The following is a 21,445-nucleotide window of genomic DNA, read 5'->3' on the forward strand; positions in this document are numbered from 1 at the left end:
CGGTCCCAACCAGCATGCGCCAATCAATCAGTGATTTCTGAAGAACGAAAGTCGTCGTCGCCAGCAGCGCCGCCGCCCTCGTTCAGTGAGCGGGTTATAGAGCCGACCCCAGTTTGAAGTCAACAGCATTGATTCAGAAATCTTGAGAAATCGTACAAATTACTGTTTTCACAGGGTAATCTCCGATTTTGGAGAATCCTGAGGCGTTAATATTCGTTAACTGCACTCTATATAGGGCTCTTCATCGACCGCGGGACCGATTCACCCGTGAAGGCGGCCATTCCTTCCATTCTTGTGCCGCTGCGGCAAAACATGCGATAGCAGGATGCCCCCGAAACTCTCTGGAAAGTGGTCCCCCGTGCGCGTTCTCTCCGATGCCTTCATTCCCGAATTGCCGAACCCCTATCGCGGCAAGGTACGCGAGAACTACGATCTGCCGGACGGCAGCCGCATCATCATCGCAACCGATCGCCTCAGCGCTTTCGATCGCATCCTGACCGCGATCCCCGACAAGGGGCATGTCCTGACCCAGACCGCGCGTTACTGGTTCGAGGCAACAAAGGACATCTGCCCCAACCATGTGATCGCCTATCCGGATCCGAATGTGGTGATCGGCAAGCGGCTCGACATCCTGCCGGTCGAGATCGTCGTGCGCGGTTATCTTGCCGGCACGACAGGCACGTCGCTGCTCACCCTATATAAGAGAGGAGAGCGGACCATGTACGGGCTCGATCTCCCGGACGGCCTCAAGGACAACGAAATCCTCCCCGCCCCGGTCATCACGCCGACCAGCAAGGCCTTCGACGGCGGTCACGACGAACCCCTGACGCCGAGCGAGATCGTCGAGCAGGGGCTTCTGACCGCCGAACAATGGACGACCCTCTCCCGTTATGCGCTGGCGCTTTTTGCGCGCGGGCAGCAGCTGGCGGCGCAACGCGGCCTGATTCTCGTCGATACCAAATACGAGTTCGGCACGGATGCCGAGGGCACCATCATCCTTGCCGACGAGATCCATACGCCGGACAGCAGCCGCTACTGGATCGCCGACAGTTATGGTGAGGCCTTCCGCAACGGCACGCGGCCGAAGAGTTTCGACAAGGATTTCATCCGGGCCTGGGTGGTCGAGCGTTGCGACCCCTATAAGGATGAGATCCCTGCGATCCCGGCCGAGCTCGTCGAGGAGACCGCCAAAGTCTACCGCACGGCTTACGAGACGATCACCGGCGAGACTTTCGTGCCCGATACCAGCGGCGCGACCGTGCTCGACCGTATCCGCCGGAACCTGGCGCCCTATTTTACCGCGCGTTGAACAATTGCCGGAAAATCGATCCGGCATTATGAAGAGGATAGAGTGCGCAGACCGAGACGCAAGGCGGAAGAAACCCGCGGAGATATCCTCAACACGGCAGAGACGCTCTTCCGTGAACGGGGGATTGCCAAGTGTTCGATCGCCGACGTCGCCCATGCGCTGCACATGTCGCCCGCCAACATCTTCAAGCATTTCCATTCCAAGGCATCCCTGGCGGATGCCATCTGCGACCGGCATATAAGCCGCATGATCGGCCGGTTCGAAACGCTCGACGAGCCGGCGCCGGCGCCCGAACGGCTGGCGATCGTCGTCCGCAAGCTGATGGAGGCGCATCTCCAGGACCTCCGCGACAATCCCTTCCTGTTCGAGATGATCTTCCTGATGTCGGAGGCGGATCTGCCGAGCGGCCAGCATTACAAGCGGCTGATCGAGAACCTGTTCAGCGATCTGATACGGCAGGGCGTCGAAAGCGGTGCCTATAAATGTACCGACCCGCAGGCGATCAGCCAGCACGTGGCGGCCGCCTTTGCGAGCGTGCTGCATCCGGTCCTTCTGGCCAAGGCCGGTGAGGCGGAATTGCGTGACCGCTGCAATGGCCTTGCCAGACTTGTGAATGCTGCGCTGCAAAATCCGCTTGCCAAGTGACGGTTTTATATTTACGTCACTTTCGCGAACCTGGAACGCCGGTTGAACTTACGTTTTCGACCACTACTGTTCCGACCGCCTGAGACGGGTTAATCTCCCCGCCTTCCGCCCCGGCACATCCGCCTGCCGAGGCGATCGCCCAGATGTTTTGCCTTGGATGACGCCATGACCGGATGCAAACTGATACTTCCCCTGCTTTTTTCCGTGGCGCTCGCTGCCTGCAGCGATTCGGGTCAGACGCCGGCCGGCAACGGTGCGGCAGGCGGCGCTCCGCAGCGCCCGCCTCAACCGGTCAGCGTAGTGATCATGAAGAAGTCCGAGCAACCGATCACGGCCGTCCTGCCGGGCCGGGCGGCACCCTTCCAGATCGCCGACATCCGCCCGCGCGTCACCGGGGAGATCAAGCAGATCGCCTTCAAGCAGGGCAACGAGGTCAAGGCCGGAGACCTTCTCTACAAGATCGAGGACAGCACCTATGCGGCCGAGGTCGCCCAGGCGAAGGCGACCGTCTCGAAGGCGGAAGCCAGTATCCCGAGCGCCCAGGCGAACCTCTCCCGCTACGAGCGGCTGGTCAACAGCGGTGCGACGCAGATCGAATATGAGAGCGCGCGGGTGACACTTCTCCAGGCGCAGGCGGATGTCGAACAGGCCAATGCCGCGCTCAATGCCGCCCAGATCAATCTCGACCTGACCGAAATCCGGGCGCCCTTCGACGGCGTCACGTCGATCTCCAATGTCAGCATCGGCAATATCGTCACCGCCAACCAGACGACGGCATTGACGACGCTGCGCCGTCTCGATCCGATCTACATCGACCTGATCGATTCCAGCACCAACCTTCTCGAACTGCGCTCGGCCATGGCTTCCGGCCGCCTCAGCGGCGATCCGCGCAAGGCCGATATCCGCCTGACACTTGAAGACGGTACGGACTACCCGCTGACCGGCAAGCTGGACATGGCCGACATGGCCGTCAGCGAAACGACCGGCACCTACCAAATCCGCGCATTGTTCGATAATCCGAGCGACATGATCCTGCCGGGCACCTATATGCGCGCCACCGTCACCCTCGGTAACGAGAACGGTTACCTGATCCCGCAGCGTGCCGCGACGCGCAATGCCCGCGGGGAGCTTTCCGCCAAGTTCGTCACGGCGGACGGCAAGGTCGAGACCCGCATCTTCCCGACCAGCGGCGTTTCCGGCAGCAACTGGCTGGTCACGCAGGGCGTAACCGATGGCGACCGCCTGGTCGTCGACGGCTTCCAGTGGATCGCCGATGGCGCCACGGTTCAACCGGTCGAGGCGACCGTCGACGACAAGGGTTTCGTCGTCGAGGCGCCGAAACCAGCCGCTGCAAAGCCGTGAGGCCCCGAGCGGAACCGATCATGACGAAACGCGGCAAGGAATAATCTGAATGGCCAAGTTCTTTATCCGGCGACCGGTATTCGCCTGGGTCATCGCGATCGTCATCATGCTCGGCGGCGCGCTCGCCATTGCGACGCTCTCGATCTCGCAATATCCCGACATCGCGCCGACCACGGTCAGGATCACGGCAAGCTACAACGGTGCAAGCGCGGAAACCGTCGAGAAATCGGTGACGACGATCATCGAGGACGGCATGACCGGCCTTGACGACCTCACCTATATGACGTCGTCCTCCTCGACCGGCCGCGCCAACGTCACACTCACTTTCGGCAGCAGCGTTCTTCCGGACATCGCCCAGGTGCAGGTGCAGAACAAGCTGCAGCTCGTACAGTCGCAGCTCCCCGATGTGGTGCAGCAGGCGGGCATCGAGGTCGCCCGTTCGACCTCGAGCATTCTGATGGTCGGCGCGCTGGTTTCCACTGACAAGAAGCGAAGCTCCGTAGATCTCGGCGACCTGTTTTCCACGCAGATCGAGGACCAGGTCAAGCGTCTGGAAGGTGTCGGCAGCATCGACATCTTCGGGTCCGGTTACGCAATGCGCGTCTGGCTCGATCCCTACAAGCTGCAGAAATACCAGCTGACGCCCGCCGACGTGACGTCCGCGATCCAGTCCCAGAACACCCAGGTTTCGGTCGGCGCCCTCGGCGGCCTTCCGGCCAAGGCGGAGCAGCAGCTGACGGTCACCATGACCGCGCAAAGCCAGCTGACGACCGTCGACGATTTCGAGCGGATCATCCTCAAGGTCGAACAGGACGGCGCGACGGTGCGCCTCAGCGATGTTGCCCGCGTCGAGATCGGCGAAGAGAGTTATGGCGGCGGTTCCCGCCAGAACGGCCTGCCGTCCACCGGTTTCGCCGTGAACCTCGCGACCGGCGCCAACGCTCTCGATACCGCCGCGCGCGTCAGGGAGGCGCTGACCGCCATCGGACCCAATCTTCCGGACGGCGTGGAGATCACCTATCCCTACGACACGACGCCCTTCGTGCAGCTTTCGATCGAGAAGGTCGTTCACACACTCATCGAAGCGATCATCCTGGTTTTCGTGGTCCTGCTCGTCTTCCTGCAAAATCTGCGTGCCACGCTGATCCCGATGATTGCGGTGCCCGTCGTCCTGCTCGGCACGTTCGGGGTGCTGGCTATGACCGGATATTCCATCAACACGCTGACGATGTTCGCCATGGTTCTGGCCATCGGCCTTTTGGTCGACGACGCCATCGTCGTCGTCGAGAATGTCGAGCGCATCATGGACGAGGAGGGCTTGAGTCCGCTCGAAGCGACCGAAAAGTCCATGGGCGAGATCACCGGGGCCATCATCGGCATCGCGCTCGTCCTGACCGCGGTGTTTATCCCGATGGCCTTTTTCGGTGGCTCGACCGGCATCATTTACCGGCAGTTCTCGATCACCATCGTCTCCGCCATGCTGCTTTCGGCGCTGGTCGCCATCGTGCTGACGCCGGCGCTTTGCGCCACCATGCTGAAGCCGATCGATCATCACAAGAAACGTCGCGGCATTGGCGCCCTGTTCAATCGCGGGTTCGAGCGGTCTACGAGCGGATATGTCAGCACCATCGGCTATCTCCTGAAGCGCCCGTTCCGTGTGATGCTGGTGTTCCTGCTGGTGATCGGCGGCTGCGCCTGGCTTTTCACCAGGCTGCCGAATTCCTTCCTTCCGCAGGAAGACCAGGGCGTTCTGCTGACCATCATCCAGACGCCCGTCGGCGCCACCACGCCGCGCACCGACGAGGCGGTCAAGAAGGTCGAGGCCTATTTCCTCGAAAAGGAAAAGGACAATGTGGATGCTGTATTCGGCGTCCTCGGCTTCAGCTTCAGCGGAAGCGGCCAGAACAACGCGATCGTCTTCACCAAGCTGAAGGACTTCGCCGAGCGAACCAGGCCGGAGCAGTCCGCCGCAGCTATCGTCCAGCGGGCGAGCGGCTATTTCTTCAGCATCCGCGATGCGCAGGTCTTCGCGCTTCTGCCGCCGGCCATCCAGGGACTGGGCACGTCGAGCGGCTTCTCCATGTATCTGGTCGACAGCGGCAACAACGGCAATGCGGCGCTGACCACGGCATCGCAGCAGCTCATCCAGGCCGGCACCGGCAATCCGAACATCAGTTCGCTGCGCAGCAGCACCCAGCGGTCCGAAACCCAGCTCAAGATCCTGCTCGACCAGGAAAAGCTGGGCGCGATGGGCGTCGACCTCGCTTCGGTCAATTCGATGCTGGCGACCATCTTCGCTGGACGCGACGTCAACGACTTCACCCTCAACAACGAGCTGAAGCCTGTCTATGTCCAGGGCGATGCGCCCTACCGTATGCAGCCGGACGACCTGAAACACTGGTTCGCCCGCAACACTAGCGGCGAGATGGTTCCCTTCTCCGCCTTCAGCACCGTCCAGTGGATCAACGGCACGCCGCAGCTTGCGCGCTTCAACGGCACCAGCGCCATTCCCTTCGACGGCGCGGCGGGTCCCGGCGTCAGTACCGGCCAGGCCATGGACGAGATGCAGAGGCTGACATCCGCACTGCCTGGCGGTTATTCGGTGGCCTGGCAGGGCATTTCCTACCAGGAGCGGCTGTCCGGCTCGCAGGCGCCGATGCTCTACGCGCTATCGGTCCTGATCGTCTTCCTCTGCCTTGCGGCGCTTTATGAAAGCTGGTCGATCCCGTTCTCCGTCATATTGGCCGTGCCGATCGGCGTGCTCGGTGCGCTTTCCGCCGCGTATTTCTTCGGCCAGTCGAACGACGTCTACTTCAAGGTCGGGCTCCTGACGACGATCGGCCTGGCGGCGAAGAACGCCATTCTGATTGTCGAATTCGCCAAGGATCGTCAGGCCGGCGGGATGAAAATGATCGAGGCCACCCTCGAGGCCGCGCGCCTGCGACTGAGGCCAATCGTCATGACATCGCTCGCTTTCATCCTCGGCGTCGTGCCGCTGGCGATCGCGACCGGCGCCGGATCCGCGGCCCAGAACGCCATCGGCGTCGGCGTGCTGGGTGGTATGCTTTCTGCAACACTTCTCGGAATTTTCTTCGTTCCGTCCTTCTTTGTTGTCGTTAGACAGTTATCAAAGCGTGAAAAAGAGTAGGATGACGATTACGTTCGTTAACGTATTCGACCTTTAATGCCGTCAGAAGCTATGCGAATCGCTGCTGACGGGACAATCGGAAGAGGCATGAGTGCTGACCTTCCACGCGTTATAGGGCACTGGGACAGAAAAATGTTATCCATTCGTGTTGTTGCTCCTCTCACTATGCTGCTGCTTTCGGGCTGCGTCGTCGGTCCAGATCACAAGGCGCCGGAAATTGCTCTTCCGGGTAAATTTGCCGAAGCCGGCAAGACCAGCAACGGCGATGTTTCGCAGGTTGCCTGGTGGACCGCATTTAATGACAGCCGTCTGAACGGCTATGTAAATCAGGGGATCGGTCAGAACCTCGATATCCTCCAGGCTCTGGAGCGGATCACGTCTGCCGAGGCCAACGTTACCGTCGCCGGCGCGGGCGCTCTCCCGTCGCTGGATCTCTCGGCCGCCAGCACGACCACCGGCACTCGTACCAGCCCCGGTTCGTTCTCGCGGACGACCGTGACGGCGGGTACTGCCGATGCGTCCTGGTTCCTCGATCTTTTCGGCCTCTACAGGCGTTCCAAGGAAAGTGCGCTAGCAAGCCTCGATGCTGCCTATGCCAGCGAGGACGTCGCACGTCTCTCGTTCCTGTCTCAGATCGCCGCGGCCTATATCGACGTACGCTACTATCAGGAGCGTATTGCGATTGCCCGCCGGAACCTCGATTCGCGGCGCGAAACACTGAGCCTCACCAAGCTCCAGCTTGATGCCGGCGCGGCGTCCCGCCTCGATGTCGTCCAGTCGGAAGGCTTGGTCAATTCGACGATCGCGGAAATTCCGGGCCTGGAAACGAGTTTCCGGGGTGCGGCGCACCGTGTCGCCACGCTTCTCGCAATGCCTGCGTCGTCGCTCGTTCCTGAACTGCAGAAAGGCGCCCGCCAGCCGGTCGCCCGCTTCAGCACCAAGGCCGGCGTCCCGGCGGACCTGATCCGCAACCGTCCGGACATCCGTGCCGCGGAACGCCAACTCGCATCGGCAGTCGCCGAAATCGGCGTCGCCGAGGCCCAGCTCTATCCTGCCATTACGCTCGGCGGCTCCATTTCTCCGAGATACAACGCACTTACCCCCGGCCTCGATAGCCGGGCCTTGACCTGGTCCTTCGGGCCGCAGCTGAGCCTGCCGATCTTCGACGGCGGCCGTCTGCGCGGCAACGTCAAGATCGCCGAATCCAGCGCCCGCGGACAGTATCTCGCCTGGAAGCAGACGGTTCTGAACGCGGTCGAGGAAGTGGAAAATGCACTGGCCGCAGTCGCCCGCGACAGCCGCACGGTTTCCGCACTTCAGGCAACTGTGAAGTCCTACGAAGAAGCCCTGCAGCTCGGCACCGCCAGCTATCGTGACGGCGCTTCCTCGCTGCTCGACGTTCTCGACGCCCAGCGTGAGGTCTCGACCGCTCAGTCGAACCTCGCAGCCGCCGTGCGTCAGATGGCGCAGGACTACGTCTCGCTCAACGTAGCGATCGGCGGCGGTTACGCCTTCGGCAAGACCGATACCAAGGTCGCGTCGGTGGTCGTCAAGAAGTAGGCTCCGCCCCAACATAACCGACAACAAAAAACCTCCGGAGCCAGCGCTTCGGAGGTTTTTTTATCACCCCCGGAAAGGCCGGGGACGATCAATTCGACGATCAGTTCTTGGCGCGCTCGACGTAGGAATTGTCTTCGGTGGCGATCACGACGCGGGTGCCGGCATCGACATGCGGCGGAACCGCCGTGCGGATGCCGTTCGACAGCATGGCCGGCTTGTAGGACGAGGATGCCGTCTGGCCCTTGACGACCGGCTCGGTCTCGACGATCTCGAGCGTCACGTGGCGCGGCAGCTGAAGAGCCAGCGCAATGCCTTCATGCATGGACAGAACGCAGGTCATGCCTTCCTGAAGATAGGCCTTCTGGTCGCCCATCGTATCCACGTCCACCACGACCTGGTCGTAGTTTTCCGGGTTCATGAAGTGGAAGCCTTCGCCGTCTTGATAGAGGAACTGGTGGTTGACGTCCTCGACGAAGGCGCGCTCGACCTGCTCGGTCGTCCGCCAGCGCTCGGACACCTTCACGCCGTCGACGATGCGGCGCATATTGACCTGCGTGACAGGCGTGCCCTTGCCGGGATGGAAGTTCTCGGCGGTGAGAACGACATAAAGCTTGCCGTCCACATCGATGACGTTGCCCTTGCGGACAGAAGAGGCGATGACCTTGACCATAGGATTCCTTGTGGTGCGAACCGGCTTGTAACTGCCGAAAATGCGTCGTAGAGGACCGGGCGATAACCGGCCCGAAGGACGGATCGTCTGTTTTCCGGCCGGAACTACTCCAAAACCGCGCAAAGTGGAAGCCTTGCCGGGGAGAACCGGCGAAGAAAGCCGTAAATGAGCTCGTCGCGACCTGCCATATCCCGCTCGCCCTGGTGGACGCCGGCAAACCACGCCGACCGTCGGCCCTTCCTGATGGGCCGCAACGCGGTCCAGACGACGTTGCGCGACTTCTTCTCGCAGCGCGATTTCATCGAGGTCGATACGGCGACGCTCCAGGTTTCCCCGGGCAACGAGACCCACCTGCATGCCTTCGCAACCGAAGCGATCGCCATCGATGGCGGCAGGGCGCCGCTCTATCTGCACACGTCGCCGGAATTTGCCGCCAAGAAGCTGCTGGCCGCCGGCGAGGAGCGCATCTTCACCTTCGCGCATGTCTACCGCAACCGGGAACGCGGGCCGCTGCACCATCCGGAATTCACCATGCTGGAATGGTACCGCGTCGGCGAAAGCTACGAACAGCTGATGGCCGATTGCGCCGAGATGCTGGCACTGGCCGCCGACACCACCAGGACCGGGCGCTTTGCCTTCCGCGGGCTGGAAGTCGATCCTTTCGCCGAGCCGGAACGCCTGACGCTCGCCGAGGCCTTCGACCGGTTCGCCGGCATCGACCTGCTCGCTTCCGTCGCGACGAACGGCGATACCGACCGCGATCTCTTGGCGGCCGGCCTGAAAAAGGCCAATATCCGCTTTGCCGAAGACGATACCTGGGCAGACCTCTTCAGCAGAGTCCTGGTCGAGAAGGTCGAGCCGCATCTCGGCCAGGACCGCGCGACGATCCTCCACGAATACCCCGTTTCCGAGGCAGCGCTCGCCCGGCCGTCCCCCCGTGATCCGCGCGTCGCCGAACGTTTCGAGCTTTATGCCTGCGGCGTCGAGCTTGCCAACGCCTTCGGAGAACTGACCGACGCCGGCGAACAACGCCGCCGTTTCGAGCACGAGATGGCCGAAAAATCCCGCATCTACGGCGAACGTTACCCGCTCGACGAAGACTTTCTCGACGCGCTTTCGATCATGCCCGACGCGAGCGGCGCCGCACTCGGCTTCGATCGGCTCGCCATGCTGGCAACGGGCGCGACCCGCATCGAACAGGTCATGTGGGCGCCGGTCGCGGAGGTGTTTTCGTGACCGCAGTCCGTTCATTGAAAACCCCGGAAGATCTCGCGGCCGCCGGCCTGATCGAGCCCCAAAAGCTCGACGGCATCCGAGCCGTCGCAGACCGCTACGCGATCGCGCTGACGCCAACCGTGGTTTCGCTCATCGACCGAACCGATCAAAACGATCCGATCGCTCGGCAGTTCGTGCCAGATCCGAACGAATTGCTGACGACTCCGGAAGAGCGTGCCGACCCGATCGGCGATCAGGCGCACAGCCCGGTCAAGGGTATCGTTCACCGCTATCCGGACCGTGTGCTGCTGAAGGCCGTGCATATCTGCCCGGTCTATTGCCGCTTCTGCTTCCGCCGCGAGATGGTCGGGCCGCAAGGCGACGGAACGCTGGCGCCCGAGGAGCTGTCGGCGGCGCTCGCTTATATCCGCGAGCATCCGGAGATTTGGGAAGTGATCCTCACCGGCGGCGACCCGCTGGTCCTTTCGCCGAGACGGCTTGCTGCCATCATGCGCGGCCTTGCCGATATTCCCCATGTAAAGATCGTCCGCTTCCACACGCGGGTGCCCGTCGTCGAGCCCGAGCGCATCGACGCGGCAATGATTGCGGCACTGAAGGAAAACGGCAAGGTCGTCTACATCGCGCTGCACGCCAACCACCCGCGCGAAATGACCGACGCCGCCCGCACCGCCTGCGCCCGCCTGGTCGATGCCGGTTTTCCGATGGTGAGCCAGACGGTGCTTTTGCGCGGCGTCAACGACGATCCGGCGGTGATTGGCGACCTGATGAAGGCTTTCGTCGAGACCCGGATCAAGCCCTATTACCTTCATCATCCGGATCTCGCACCCGGCACCAGCCACTTCCGGCTGGATATCGCCGAAGGCCAGAAGATCGTCTCGGCGCTGCGCGGCACCATCTCCGGCCTCTGCCAGCCGACCTATGTCCTGGATATCCCCGGCGGCCACGGCAAGGCGGTGATCGGCGAAAGCGCCGTGCGCGGCGAAGGCGGCTGTTATTCCGTCAGCGATTTCCGCGGCGGGGAGCATGCGTATCCTCCGAAATGACACGGGTTCTTGTTCACGCGGCGAAATGCGCCCGTGGCTTGGCCCGGAATTGGAGAGCCCACACGAATGCGGAACCTCGATTGATTTTTAATGGTGGCTCCGCATTCGCGTGGCCTTCGGCGTCTTTTCGGGGCTTCCGGCCCCTACAGGTGATCATCTCGCCTCGCTGCGTGGCTTTGTTCGCGCCCATCCTTTCGGGACAGGCCTGCCACTTGCACGGCTCAACCGAACCGGACATGGCTGTCCGGGGGAGGCTTGATAGGGAGACTTCATCTCCCATGGCTTTCACCTCTTCCACCATCCCCGCACGTTACGGTTCCGATGAAAGCGCCGGCCTCCGCCTGCCCGCGAACGTCTCGCGAAACACTCCGGCGACGGAAGCGGGGGGATTGTAGGCATGGGTTTCGAGGGCGGGGAAAAAGAGGACGGTATTTTTCTCCCAAGGCTTTGAATAACCTCGCCGGGCTTCCTCTTCCCCGCCCCAACGTGTCCCCTCACGGCGAATGAACTGGCTTCCACATCGGAGGGGATAGGATCAGCTCACTCCTTCTCGACCGGCATATAAAGATCGCCACCGTCGCGATATTTCGCAGCCATGGCTTCCAGGCCCTCCTTCTGCGCTTCGGCGCGGATGTCGTGGGAAATCCGCATCGAGCAGAATTTCGGGCCGCACATGGAGCAGAAATGCGCCACCTTGTGCGCCTCCTTCGGCAAGGTCTCGTCATGCATCGAGCGGGCCGTTTCCGGATCGAGCGACAGGTTGAACTGGTCCTCCCAGCGGAATTCGAAGCGGGCGCGCGACAGCGCGTCGTCGCGCACCTGCGCCGCCGGATGGCCTTTGGCGAGATCGGCGGCATGTGCCGCGATCTTGTAGGTGATGACGCCAACCTTGACGTCGTTGCGGTCCGGCAGGCCGAGATGTTCCTTGGGCGTCACGTAGCAGAGCATGGCGGTGCCGAACCAGCCGATCATCGCCGCCCCGATACCCGACGTGATGTGGTCGTAGCCCGGCGCGATATCGGTGGTCAGCGGCCCGAGCGTGTAGAACGGCGCCTCGCCGCAGACCGCGAGCTGCTTGTCCATGTTGGCCTTGATCTTGTGCATCGGCACATGGCCGGGGCCTTCGATCATCACCTGGCAATCCTTCGCCCAGGCGATCTTCGTCAATTCCCCGAGGGTCTCCAGTTCCGCGAACTGCGCCGCGTCATTGGCATCGGCGATCGAACCCGGGCGAAGACCGTCGCCGAGCGAGAACGACACGTCGTAGGCCCGGGCGATGTCGCAGATTTCCTCGAAATGTTCGTAGAGGAAACTTTCCTTGTGGTGGTGCAGACACCACTTGGCCATGATCGAGCCGCCGCGGGAAACGATGCCGGTGACGCGGTTGACGGTGAGCGGGATATAGGCGAGCCGCACGCCGGCATGGATGGTGAAGTAGTCGACACCCTGCTCCGCCTGCTCGATCAGCGTGTCGCGATAGACCTCCCAGGTCAGGTCTTCGGCAACGCCGTTCACCTTTTCGAGCGCCTGGTAGAGCGGCACGGTGCCGATCGGCACCGGCGAATTGCGGATGATCCAGTCGCGGATATTGTGGATGTTGCGGCCGGTCGACAGGTCCATGACCGTATCGGCGCCCCAGCGGATCGCCCAGACCATCTTCTCGACTTCCTCGGCCATCGACGAGGTGACGGCCGAATTGCCGATATTGGCATTGATCTTCACCAGGAAGTTCCGGCCGATGATCATCGGTTCGGATTCGGGATGGTTGATGTTGGCAGGAATGATCGCCCTGCCTTCCGCGACTTCGCGCCGAACGAATTCCGGCGTCACGAAGTCCGGCACATGGGCGCCGAAACTTTCGCCGTCGCGGATGAGCGGCTCGCTGGCCGCCTGCCGGCCGAGGTTCTCGCGGATGGCGACGAATTCCATCTCCGGCGTGACGATGCCGGCCCGCGCATAGGCGATCTGGGTGACGGCCCTGCCCGTCTTCGCCTTGAACGGTTGGTTGCGGATCGGGAATTCCGGCGTCAGGTGGCTGCCGGACACGAAGCCGTTATCCTCCGGCCTGACGATGCGGCCCTCATAGGTTTCGACATCGCCGCGGGCGGCAATCCAGCTTTCGCGCAGGCGCGGCAGGCCGGCATCGATGCTGATCGCGGCGCCTTCGACGGTATAGGGACCGGAGGAATCGTAGACGGTGACCGGCGGTTCGCCGGAGGTCGGATGCAATGCGATCTGGCGCATCGGCACGCGGACGTCCGGGTGGATCGTTCCTGCTTTCAGGACCTTCGTGGAAACGGGAAGCGGGCCGGTGGTGACGACCGGGGTGAGCTTGGTGGTTGCGATATTCATGGTTCAAGGCTCCAAGGTTTGACGTTTGGAGACCCAGTTCCAGTGTTGGAATGATGGAAAAACACCCCGGAATGCGAAGGACGGTTTCCCGCCCTCGCTGCCGCAGCGCCCGCACCGTCCCTACGCCAGTATGAACTGGATCAGGTTCAACGGGTCACTGCGCCTCGGCCGGCCAAAGCCGTTCCGACCAGCAGTATCTCAGCCCCTTGGCGGGACCCCCCTGGTGAATGGCGCCATCAGAAACCCGCGGGCCGTTGATGTCAAGCCGGGCCATGCCGATGGCGATCGATCGGATTTTACGGAATCCCGCAGCCCTAACTTCACGACGTTTATTGCCGGAATCTTATGCTTTCCTGCGTAGTAACGTCCCCAGCGATGAACGCAGATTTGAACGATCCGGAGATGTCGAGATGAACGAGACCATTCGCGAATTGCTCACACGTGTAGGCGGCCTTCCGGTCGCGGTGACCGAGCTGGAAGACGGCGCCGATCTTTATGCGGCCGGCCTCTCCTCATTTGCATCCGTACAACTGATGCTCGGCCTGGAAGAGGCCTTCGACATCGAGTTTCCCGACAGCCTTTTGAACCGCAAGTCCTTCGCCAGCATAGCTGCGATCGAGCAGACGGTTTCGCATATCCTGAAAGCGCGCGAGGCCGCTTGAGATGAGCCTCCCCGCCTTTGCCGCCGACATGAGCCTGAGCGCCCGCGCTCACCGCGTGGCAACCGTAGCGGCCGAATTTGCCGACCGCGTCGATCATGACGGCCGCTTCCCCCGCGAAGCGGTCGATGCCATGAAAGCCGAGCGCCTGATCGGCATCCAGATCCCGGCCGCGTTCGGCGGCGAGAGCGCTTCGATCGCCGAGATCGCCGAGGTCTGCTCCATCCTGGGACAGGCCTGCGCCGCGAGCGCCATGGTTTTCGCCATGCACCAGATTAAGGTTTCGAGCCTCGTGGAGCATGGTGGCGACAGCGAATGGCATAAGGACTTCATGCGCGAGCTTGCCGGCCGCCAGCTTCTCGTCGCCTCCGCGACGACCGAGGGCGGCATCGGCGGCAATATGCGCAACTCCATCTGCGCGATCGAGGTCGAGGGCGACGTCTGCCGCCTGACCAAGGATGCGACGGTGATTTCCTACGGCGCCCACGCCGATGCGATCATGGTCACCTCGCGCTCCAACGAAAAGGCCGCACCGACCGACCAGGTCATGACCGTCTTCAAGCAAGGCCAGTATACCCTGCAGAAGACCGTCGACTGGGATACGCTCGGCATGCGCGGCACTTGCTCCGACGGCTTCCTCTTCAGGGGCGAGGCGCCGTCCGTCCAGATCTTTCCAAAGCCGTTCGCCGAAATCGCGGCGCAATCGATGCTCGCCACCTCGCATCTCCTCTGGAGCGCGGTCTGGTACGGGATCGCCGCCGATGCGGTACTGCGCGCCCAGGCCTTCGTGCGCGCCGCCGCCCGCAAGGCCGGCGGCACCCAACCGCCCGGCGCGCTGAGGCTCGCCGAAGCCTCGAACCTGCTGCAGCTCCTCAAGGCCGGCATCCTCTCCGGCCTCAGGATCTACGCGGATGCCAAGGCGGATCACGTCCAGCTGTCGTCCATGGCGTTTTCGATCGCCATGAACAACGTCAAGCTGGCTTCCTCCGAGACGATCCTGACCATCATCAACCAGGCGATGATCATCTGCGGCATCATGGGCTACAAGAACGGCACGCCCTACAGTCTCGGCCGGCATCTGCGCGACGCGCATTCCGCCCAGCTGATGATTTCCAACGACCGCATCCTCGGCAATACGTCGACCATGCTGCTCGTTCAGAAACCGGACACCAGCCTGCTCGGCTGACGCCCCGATCATTTCATATGTAAACCATTGAAAAGAATGAGGTAAAGCCATGGATATGCAAGTTTCCTTTCTCGACCGACTGTTCGATGCAGGCCTGCTGATCGAGACGGGCGTCGACGGGCTGTATGGCCGCAGCGGCCAGTTCGAAGACGTCATCGCCGCCTTCGAGCGGCTGATCGACAAGGTCGGCGGCGGCGATGGTGCCGAGGCGATGCGCTTCCCGCCGGGCATGAACCGCGCCTTCTTCGAGACCAGCGGCTATATGAAGAGCTTTCCGCAGCTCGCCGGCACGGTGCATTCGTTCTGCGGCAACGAACTCGACCATATGAGCCTGCTGAAATGCATGGAAGTCGGCGAGGAGGACTGGACCAAGGGCCAGGAAGCGACCGACATCGTGCTGACGCCGGCGGCCTGCTATCCGCTCTATCCGACCGTGGCGCGGCGCGGCAGCCTGCCTGCCGGCGGCGCTCTCTTCGACCTGCAGAGCTACTGCTTCCGCCACGAGCCCTCCAAGGATCCGGCCCGCCAGCAGCTTTTCCGCATGCGCGAATATGTCTGCATGGGCACTGAAAGCCACGTCACCGACTTCCGCCAGCTGTGGATGGATCGCGGCGTCGAGATGATGAAGTCGCTCGGCCTCGAGGTGGAGATCGACATCGCCAACGACCCGTTCTTCGGCCGCGCCGGCAAGATGCTGGTCAACAACCAGCGCGACCAGAACCTGAAGTTCGAGCTCCTGATCCCGATCACCTCCGTCGCCAAGCCGACCGCCTGCATGAGCTTCAACTATCATCAGGACAGTTTCGGCCTGAAATGGGGCCTCAACCTGGAAGATGGCAGCGTCGCTCACACGGCCTGCGTCGGTTTCGGCCTTGAGCGCATCGCGCTTGCGCTCTTCCACACCCATGGTCTGGACGTAAAAGAGTGGCCGGGCTCCGTCCGCGCCACGCTCTGGGGCTGATCCAATGACGGCGGTATTTCCGGCGCTCGATCCGGCGAACTACAGGACGCATGCGCTGCATTCGGCCGAGCGCATGTGGCCGGAGACGAATTGTTACGTCGATCTGTGGATAGAGGTGCTTTCGGCGCAGGGCCTGCCGCCGGAAGCCATGCTCGGTTTCACCCTGACCCAGGATTTCGAGGGCGACCAGTTCACCTTCTTCAAGGTGCCGCTCGAAGACCTCGAGACCCTGTTCGGCATCCGCGTCACCGAACTGGCGATCTTCGACCGGCCGGAATGGCATGTTACGGAGCAGATCCGCCGCGGCCGACTGACGCTGCTCGAACTCGACAGCTTTTACCTGCCCGATACGCGCGGCGTCGCCTATCGCCAGGAACACGGCAAGACGACGGTGGCGATCAACCGGCTGGACCTCGAACGCCGCGAGCTCGACTATTTCCACAATGGCGGCTTCTTCACCCTTTCCGGCGAGGATTTCGATGGCCTGTTCCAGTTGAACGCCGGCCCGGAAGCGCTGCCCTTCCTGCCCTATACCGAATTCGCCAAGTTCCCCGCCGTTTATCCGGATGCGAGGGAAATTCGCGAAACCGCCTGGAAGCTGCTCAGGCATCATTTTCCCCGGCGGCCGCAGGACAATCCCATCCGTGCGTTCGGCAAAGTCTTCCCGGCGCAGGTGGAGCGGATCGCCGAGAGGGATTTCGGCTTCTTTCACAAATACGCGTTCAACACGCTGCGGCAGGTCGGCGCCAATTTCGAGCTGCTGGCGAGCCATCTCGCCTGGCTGAACCACAAGGCGTTCGCCCAGCCTGAACGGCAGGCGCTGAGGATTTCGGAAGTGGCGAAATCCACCCAGTTCCAGCTTGCCCGCGCCCTGACCCGCAAGAAGTTCGAACCGCTGGCGACAGCGCTCGATCCGGCCGCCGACGCCTGGGACCTCTTGATAGGAGACCTGGCATCGACGCTGAGCCACGCCCGCGAGGCCGCGTGAGCCTTCTTTCCCCGATCGGATCAAGGACCAGCCTTCTTGCCGAGGGCTGGTCTTTGGCGTTGACGGAGCCCGGCGCCTACACCCTGCCGTCCGATCTTCCTCCGGACCTGGAATGCCTCCCGGCCATGGTGCCCGGCACGGTCGCCGCCGCCCTGGAGGCCGCAGGCCGCTTCGACCGCAACAATCCCGAGCCGCTGATCGACAGGGATGCCTGGTATAGCTGCCCGCTTGCCGGTGAAGCACCCGGACCGGCGATCCTGCGGTTTGCCGGGCTTGCGACTGTGGCCGAGGTGTTTTTCGGCGAGACGCTGATCCTGTCCTCGACAAGCATGTTTGAAAGCCACGATGTCGCCGTGGAACTGACGGGCACCGAAGCGCTGTCGATCTGCTTTCGAGCCCTGAAACCGCATCTGGAAAAGGCCGGACCTCGTGCCCGCTGGCGTCCGCGGCTGATGAACAGCCAAGGCCTCCGCCTGATCCGCACGACCGCACTTGGCTTCATGCCGGGATGGTGTCCGGAGGTTCATGCAGTGGGACCCTGGCGGCCGGTTTCGGTGATGCGCATCGCCGATAACCGCTTGGCTTCGCCCCCCTCATCCGGCCCTGCGGGCCACCTTCTCCCCGCCGGGGAGAAGAGGGAGCTCACCATCTCCGCCGAGCTTGATGAAAGCGAAGCAGGCCTTCTCAAGGTCAGCTTTGCCTTTGACGGACCGTCCCACGATCTCCGTCTCGTCTGCAATGGCAGAGAGACCCATTTTACAAATGACGGCGGCCGATATTCGGCCGAGCTTCACCTGCCGGGAATAGAACCCTGGTGGCCGCATACCCATGGCGCGCCAGCGCTTTACGACGTGGCGCTCAAGGTCGATGACGAAGAATTCCCGCTCGTCCGGACCGGCTTCCGCAGCCTGAAGGTCGATCGCGGCACGGACGGCGACGATTTCGCCGTCATCGTCAACGGCGAGAAGATATTCTGCCGCGGCGCCGTCTGGACCTCCGCCGATATCGTCGATCTGCCGGGCGATCGCGCCGGCTATGAGCCCTGGCTCAGGCTCGCGAAAGACGCGGGCATGAACATGATCCGCATTCCGGGCATCGCCACCTATGAAAGCCCGGATTTCTTCGCGCTGTGCGACGAGCTCGGCCTGCTGGTCTGGCAGGATCTTATGCTTGCCAATTTCGACTATCCGGCGGGCGATCCGGATTTCGTGATTCACGTGAAAACGGAGGTCGAGCAATTCCTGGCGCCGACGCAGGCCTCGCCGTCGCTGGCGGTCCTTTGCGGCGGCAGCGAAATCTACCAGCAAGGCGCCATGCTGGGCCTGCCGGAGCGGATCTGGAAAGGTCCGCTTTGCGAAGAAATCCTTCCTGCCTTGGCTGCCGATTGCCGGCCGGACCTGCCCTATGTGGCGAACTCGCCCTCCGGCGGCGCCTTGCCTTTCTACCCGAATGCCGGCGTCGCCCATTATTACGGTGTCGGCGCCTACAAGCGGCCGCTCGAGGATGCGCGGCGGGCGAATATCCGTTTCGCAGCTGAGTGCCTGGCCTTTTCAAACCTCTCCGATTCGGAAACGCTGGCCGGCTGCAAATCCGGAATTCCGCGTGATGCCGGGGTGGACTGGGATTTCGAGGACGTTCGCGATCATTACCTCGGCACGCTTTATGATGCCGATCCGCAGACGCTGCGTGCGCAGCAGCCGGAACGATATCTCGCCCTCTCCCGCGCCGTGACCGGGGAGGTGATGGAAGCGGCCTTCGCCGAATGGCGCCGGCCCGGCTCGACCTGCAACGGCGCGCTCGCCTTCACCTTCCAGGATGTCATGCCCGGTCCCGGCTGGGGCGTGGTTGGCGTCAACTGCGTGCCGAAACCTGCCTGGTTCGCACTGAAGCGGGCCTTCCGGCCGGTCCAGGCCATGTTTGCCGACGAGGGCACCAACGGGCTGGATATCCACCTTCTCAATGAAACACCCGCCGACCTGCCGGTGATTCTCGAACTCGCCTGCCTGCGGGACGGCAGGATGCCGGTCGTATCCGGCCGCCGAGAGCTGACGCTTACCTCGCGCAGCAGCGAGAGCATCGCCTCGACCGACCTGTTCGGCGCCTTCTTCGACACCAACTACGCCTACCGTTTCGGCCCACCCTCTCACGACGTGACGGTTGCGCGGCTGAAACACGCGCAAACGGGGGAGATTGTCGCGGAGGCTTTCCATTTCCCGCTTGGACGCGCCCACGCTTTCCACGATGCGGAGATTGCGGTTTCGGTCGCAGAGGGCGACGGAGAGTTCTGGCTGGAGCTTTCGACGGATAGTTTTGCGCAGTCGGTCAGCATCGAATGTGCCGGTTATCGCCCCTCCGACAATGGCTTTCACCTGGCGCCCGGCGCAATCAGGCGCATCCACCTTGCCGTACTCCCAGAGGCCGCCGACAGACCCGGCGGCACGATCCGTTCACTCGGCAGCGATCGAATCCTGCGTTTTTGAATAGGCGAGCTCTTCCAGCGGAAAGCGGAAGGCCATTTGCCTGAGAGCCTTGAGATAGGCAGCCCGGGCGTGCTCCGGCGTCAGATTGTGGTCGGCATCCGGAATGATCTCCGCCGATACATTGGGGAAACGGCTCAAGCCGGACCCGTCATGGCCGAAATAAAAATCGTATTGCTCGAGGCCGAGATCGTTTTCGCTATAGATCAGCGAGATGGAGGTGCCGCGCAGGTGGAGGGTGCGGAAAGCGCCGTAGATCGCCCGACCCTCGGGCAGGAAACCACGAAAGGCATGCAGGATCTTGTGCTTGGCCCGATTGCCGAGGCTCTTCGCGATATTGCGGGCCGCGGCAATGGTATCGACCTCGCCTCGGATGATGCGCTTGAACGTTTCGGCTCTTAAGGCCCGCCTGCGATAGTCCTGCAGGCTGCGCGTGCCGTTGACGATCGCATCCTCGACCGAGCGCCCCGGCGACCAGCGAAACACCGCGGGATTGACGGATACATTGCCGGCGATGCGCGGTTCGGCGACCGAGGCCTGGAAGCCGAGATAGGCACCGCTGCAGCGGCCCGCGGTCACGACCGGCGTTAGGCGGCGGCTTTGGAGAAAATCGATCGCCTCCGATACGTCGGCATTTTGGGTGGAATGATAAAGGACCTGCTCCGGCCGGCCCGGCACCGGCGGGCTATCGCCTGCATTGGCCGTATCGAAACGCAGCGAAGGAATGCCGGAGCGTGCCAGCGACCGGGCCAGCGCCACCGTCGAGCGGCCCCAGCCGGCATGCCTGTCGTACGCCGATGTCAGGAAAAGCACCGTGGCGCCCGCGCGGCCGTGGTTCGGCTCGCAGAGGACCCCGAACAGCCGTTCGTCGAGCCCGAAACGAACCGGGGTTTCCGTGAAACCGTCACCGATGAGCGGCTCCGCCTGCACCGGCGGGCGGTGCGCCGCGGAGATTGCCTCCGCGGGTAACGCAGCGATCCAGTCCGCCAGCTTGTCCGCCACCGGAAGCGGCAATCTTGCAATCGCCGGGTTGGAGACCAGCTGATCATAACCTTCGAAAGCCTGCTCGGTCACATCCGCCCCGAGCGCCCGGAGCCGCGCGGCGAATTGCATATCGGCCGGCCGGTCAGCCCGTCCGACGACCAGAACGCGCGGCGCGGCCTGCCGATCGATCATCAGCAGATCGACCTTGCGAACCTCGTCGGCGATCTGGCCGGGCATGGTGAGGGAAGCGATGGACACACCGGTCTTGTCGCGCTGCTCGTCGGCAAGGCCCAGATTTTCATCTACCACCCTGGACCAGACCGCAAGCTCGCGAATATGCAGGCGACCGGAAACGACCGGCGCCATATAGGCGATGCCGGCCAGATCTTCGAGCCTGTCGGCGGCCTTGGTCGCGACGACGGCCCCCAGGCCTTGGGAAACGAGGACGATCCGCTCGCAGCCGGAAAGCGCCTTGAGATGGGTGGCAGCGGAAACGAGGCTGTCGGACCAGACGGAAAGCCCGCCCTCGAAGTCGAAGTTGTCAAGCGCATCGCCGGTCCCGGGATAGTCGAACCGCAGGCTGGCAATGCCGCGATCGGCAAGCTTTTCCGAGATGATGCGCCAGAACTTGCGCGTGCACATTTCCTCCAGTCCCCAGGGGCTGGCAAACAGCACGGCCACGCCGGACGGCGCGGCTCCCGCGGGCGGTGGCGTGAAAAGCCCGACGGTGCTGTCGAACGTCAACGGTTGCGACGCCGCGCGTTGAAGCAGGGGCGAGGTTCCCCCGGCGGCCGGGGATTTATGTCGAGCGTCCATCATGGTCGTGCCGGCAGGTTTTTGATCACTGCGCCAGCAATACGTCCGG

The 21,445-nt window shown here is 62.8% G+C and carries 15 protein-coding genes and 1 riboswitch; of the genes, 12 read left to right on the forward strand and 3 right to left on the reverse strand.

All coding sequences use genetic code 11. From position 1 onward, the window contains the following. The first annotated feature begins 358 nt into the window (after positions 1 to 358). From C5J26_RS25690 to C5J26_RS25710, 5 genes are all read left to right on the forward strand, one after another. Positions 359 to 1,309 carry a phosphoribosylaminoimidazolesuccinocarboxamide synthase gene (locus C5J26_RS25690; RefSeq protein ID WP_105404358.1) on the forward strand — a complete coding sequence of 317 codons (951 nt, stop codon included), beginning with the start codon at positions 359 to 361 and terminating at the stop codon, positions 1,307 to 1,309. 42 nt (positions 1,310 to 1,351) lie between these two features. Continuing rightward, on the forward strand, positions 1,352 to 1,954 hold the full coding sequence (locus C5J26_RS25695; RefSeq protein WP_172746072.1) for a TetR family transcriptional regulator: 603 nt from the start codon (positions 1,352 to 1,354) through the stop codon (positions 1,952 to 1,954). Between the two features lie 165 nt (positions 1,955 to 2,119). Continuing rightward, positions 2,120 to 3,316, forward strand: coding sequence for an efflux RND transporter periplasmic adaptor subunit (locus C5J26_RS25700; protein WP_105404360.1), 1,197 nt, complete (start codon positions 2,120 to 2,122; stop codon positions 3,314 to 3,316). A gap of 49 nt (positions 3,317 to 3,365) precedes the next feature. After that, on the forward strand, positions 3,366 to 6,464 hold the full coding sequence (locus tag C5J26_RS25705; RefSeq protein WP_105404361.1) for an efflux RND transporter permease subunit: 3,099 nt from the start codon (positions 3,366 to 3,368) through the stop codon (positions 6,462 to 6,464). A gap of 132 nt (positions 6,465 to 6,596) precedes the next feature. Continuing rightward, complete coding sequence (locus tag C5J26_RS25710) at positions 6,597 to 8,024, forward strand: efflux transporter outer membrane subunit (RefSeq protein ID WP_105404362.1); 1,428 nt, start codon at positions 6,597 to 6,599, stop codon at positions 8,022 to 8,024. A gap of 100 nt (positions 8,025 to 8,124) precedes the next feature. On the opposite strand, the gene efp is transcribed toward C5J26_RS25710, so the two are convergent. Further along, positions 8,125 to 8,694: an elongation factor P gene (gene efp / locus C5J26_RS25715; protein WP_038591328.1), complete on the reverse strand. Its 570-nt coding sequence runs from the start codon at positions 8,692 to 8,694 to the stop codon at positions 8,125 to 8,127. Between the two features lie 165 nt (positions 8,695 to 8,859). Between efp and epmA the strand changes: the two genes are divergently transcribed. Together epmA and C5J26_RS25725 are read left to right on the forward strand one after the other, a co-directional pair. Continuing rightward, positions 8,860 to 9,930: an EF-P lysine aminoacylase EpmA gene (gene epmA / locus C5J26_RS25720; RefSeq protein WP_105404363.1), complete on the forward strand. Its 1,071-nt coding sequence runs from the start codon at positions 8,860 to 8,862 to the stop codon at positions 9,928 to 9,930. Further along, positions 9,927 to 10,973, forward strand: a complete 1,047-nt coding sequence (locus C5J26_RS25725; protein ID WP_105404364.1) for a lysine-2,3-aminomutase-like protein — start codon at positions 9,927 to 9,929, stop codon at positions 10,971 to 10,973. Before epmA ends, C5J26_RS25725 begins: the two co-directional genes overlap by 4 nt. A gap of 540 nt (positions 10,974 to 11,513) precedes the next feature. Here the strand turns inward: C5J26_RS25725 and thiC are convergent. Then, positions 11,514 to 13,325, reverse strand: coding sequence for a phosphomethylpyrimidine synthase ThiC (thiC, locus tag C5J26_RS25735; RefSeq protein WP_105404366.1), 1,812 nt, complete (start codon positions 13,323 to 13,325; stop codon positions 11,514 to 11,516). Between the two features lie 99 nt (positions 13,326 to 13,424). Then, positions 13,425 to 13,557, reverse strand: a riboswitch (TPP riboswitch). A 178-nt stretch (positions 13,558 to 13,735) separates the two neighbouring features. Between thiC and C5J26_RS25740 the strand changes: the two genes are divergently transcribed. Genes C5J26_RS25740 through C5J26_RS25760 form a run of 5 tightly spaced genes read left to right on the forward strand, consistent with a single transcriptional unit; the run spans position 13,736 to position 19,599 of the window. Beyond that, the gene (locus C5J26_RS25740) at positions 13,736 to 13,987 is read left to right on the forward strand and encodes an acyl carrier protein (RefSeq protein ID WP_046606773.1); all 252 of its coding nucleotides are present in this window, start codon (positions 13,736 to 13,738) and stop codon (positions 13,985 to 13,987) included. A gap of 1 nt (position 13,988) precedes the next feature. Beyond that, on the forward strand, positions 13,989 to 15,170 hold the full coding sequence (locus C5J26_RS25745; protein ID WP_105404367.1) for an acyl-CoA dehydrogenase family protein: 1,182 nt from the start codon (positions 13,989 to 13,991) through the stop codon (positions 15,168 to 15,170). A gap of 49 nt (positions 15,171 to 15,219) precedes the next feature. After that, positions 15,220 to 16,131 (forward strand): amino acid--[acyl-carrier-protein] ligase, encoded by a 912-nt coding sequence (locus tag C5J26_RS25750; protein ID WP_105404368.1) that lies wholly within the window; start codon positions 15,220 to 15,222, stop codon positions 16,129 to 16,131. A gap of 4 nt (positions 16,132 to 16,135) precedes the next feature. After that, the gene (locus C5J26_RS25755) at positions 16,136 to 17,119 is read left to right on the forward strand and encodes a DUF1839 family protein (RefSeq protein WP_105404369.1); all 984 of its coding nucleotides are present in this window, start codon (positions 16,136 to 16,138) and stop codon (positions 17,117 to 17,119) included. Further along, positions 17,116 to 19,599, forward strand: coding sequence for a glycoside hydrolase family 2 protein (locus C5J26_RS25760; protein WP_105404370.1), 2,484 nt, complete (start codon positions 17,116 to 17,118; stop codon positions 19,597 to 19,599). The genes C5J26_RS25755 and C5J26_RS25760 overlap by 4 nt, the downstream gene beginning before the upstream one ends. On the opposite strand, the gene C5J26_RS25765 is transcribed toward C5J26_RS25760, so the two are convergent. Then, a complete protein-coding gene (locus C5J26_RS25765) occupies positions 19,567 to 21,324 on the reverse strand; it encodes an alpha/beta hydrolase (protein WP_245441272.1) in 1,758 nt (585 codons plus the stop codon). The genes C5J26_RS25760 and C5J26_RS25765 overlap by 33 nt on opposite strands. Positions 21,325 to 21,445 lie beyond the last annotated feature (121 nt).

The organism is Neorhizobium sp. T7_12, assembly GCF_002968535.1.
In the GTDB taxonomy this organism is placed as follows: Bacteria; Pseudomonadota; Alphaproteobacteria; order Rhizobiales; family Rhizobiaceae; genus Neorhizobium; species Neorhizobium tomejilense.

What these genes read in the sequence shown, in the direction of transcription:
- C5J26_RS25750 (WP_105404368.1), top strand. Translation starts at nt 15,220, where the DNA reads ATGGATATGCAAGTTTCCTTTCTCGACCGACTGTTCGATGCAGGCCTG.
- C5J26_RS25710 (WP_105404362.1), top strand. Translation starts at nt 6,597, where the DNA reads ATGTTATCCATTCGTGTTGTTGCTCCTCTCACTATGCTGCTGCTTTCG.
- C5J26_RS25755 (WP_105404369.1), top strand. Translation starts at nt 16,136, where the DNA reads ATGACGGCGGTATTTCCGGCGCTCGATCCGGCGAACTACAGGACGCAT.
- efp (WP_038591328.1), bottom strand. Translation starts at nt 8,694, where the DNA reads ATGGTCAAGGTCATCGCCTCTTCTGTCCGCAAGGGCAACGTCATCGAT.
- epmA (WP_105404363.1), top strand. Translation starts at nt 8,860, where the DNA reads ATGAGCTCGTCGCGACCTGCCATATCCCGCTCGCCCTGGTGGACGCCG.
- C5J26_RS25745 (WP_105404367.1), top strand. Translation starts at nt 13,989, where the DNA reads ATGAGCCTCCCCGCCTTTGCCGCCGACATGAGCCTGAGCGCCCGCGCT.
- C5J26_RS25700 (WP_105404360.1), top strand. Translation starts at nt 2,120, where the DNA reads ATGACCGGATGCAAACTGATACTTCCCCTGCTTTTTTCCGTGGCGCTC.
- C5J26_RS25705 (WP_105404361.1), top strand. Translation starts at nt 3,366, where the DNA reads ATGGCCAAGTTCTTTATCCGGCGACCGGTATTCGCCTGGGTCATCGCG.
- thiC (WP_105404366.1), bottom strand. Translation starts at nt 13,325, where the DNA reads ATGAATATCGCAACCACCAAGCTCACCCCGGTCGTCACCACCGGCCCG.
- C5J26_RS25740 (WP_046606773.1), top strand. Translation starts at nt 13,736, where the DNA reads ATGAACGAGACCATTCGCGAATTGCTCACACGTGTAGGCGGCCTTCCG.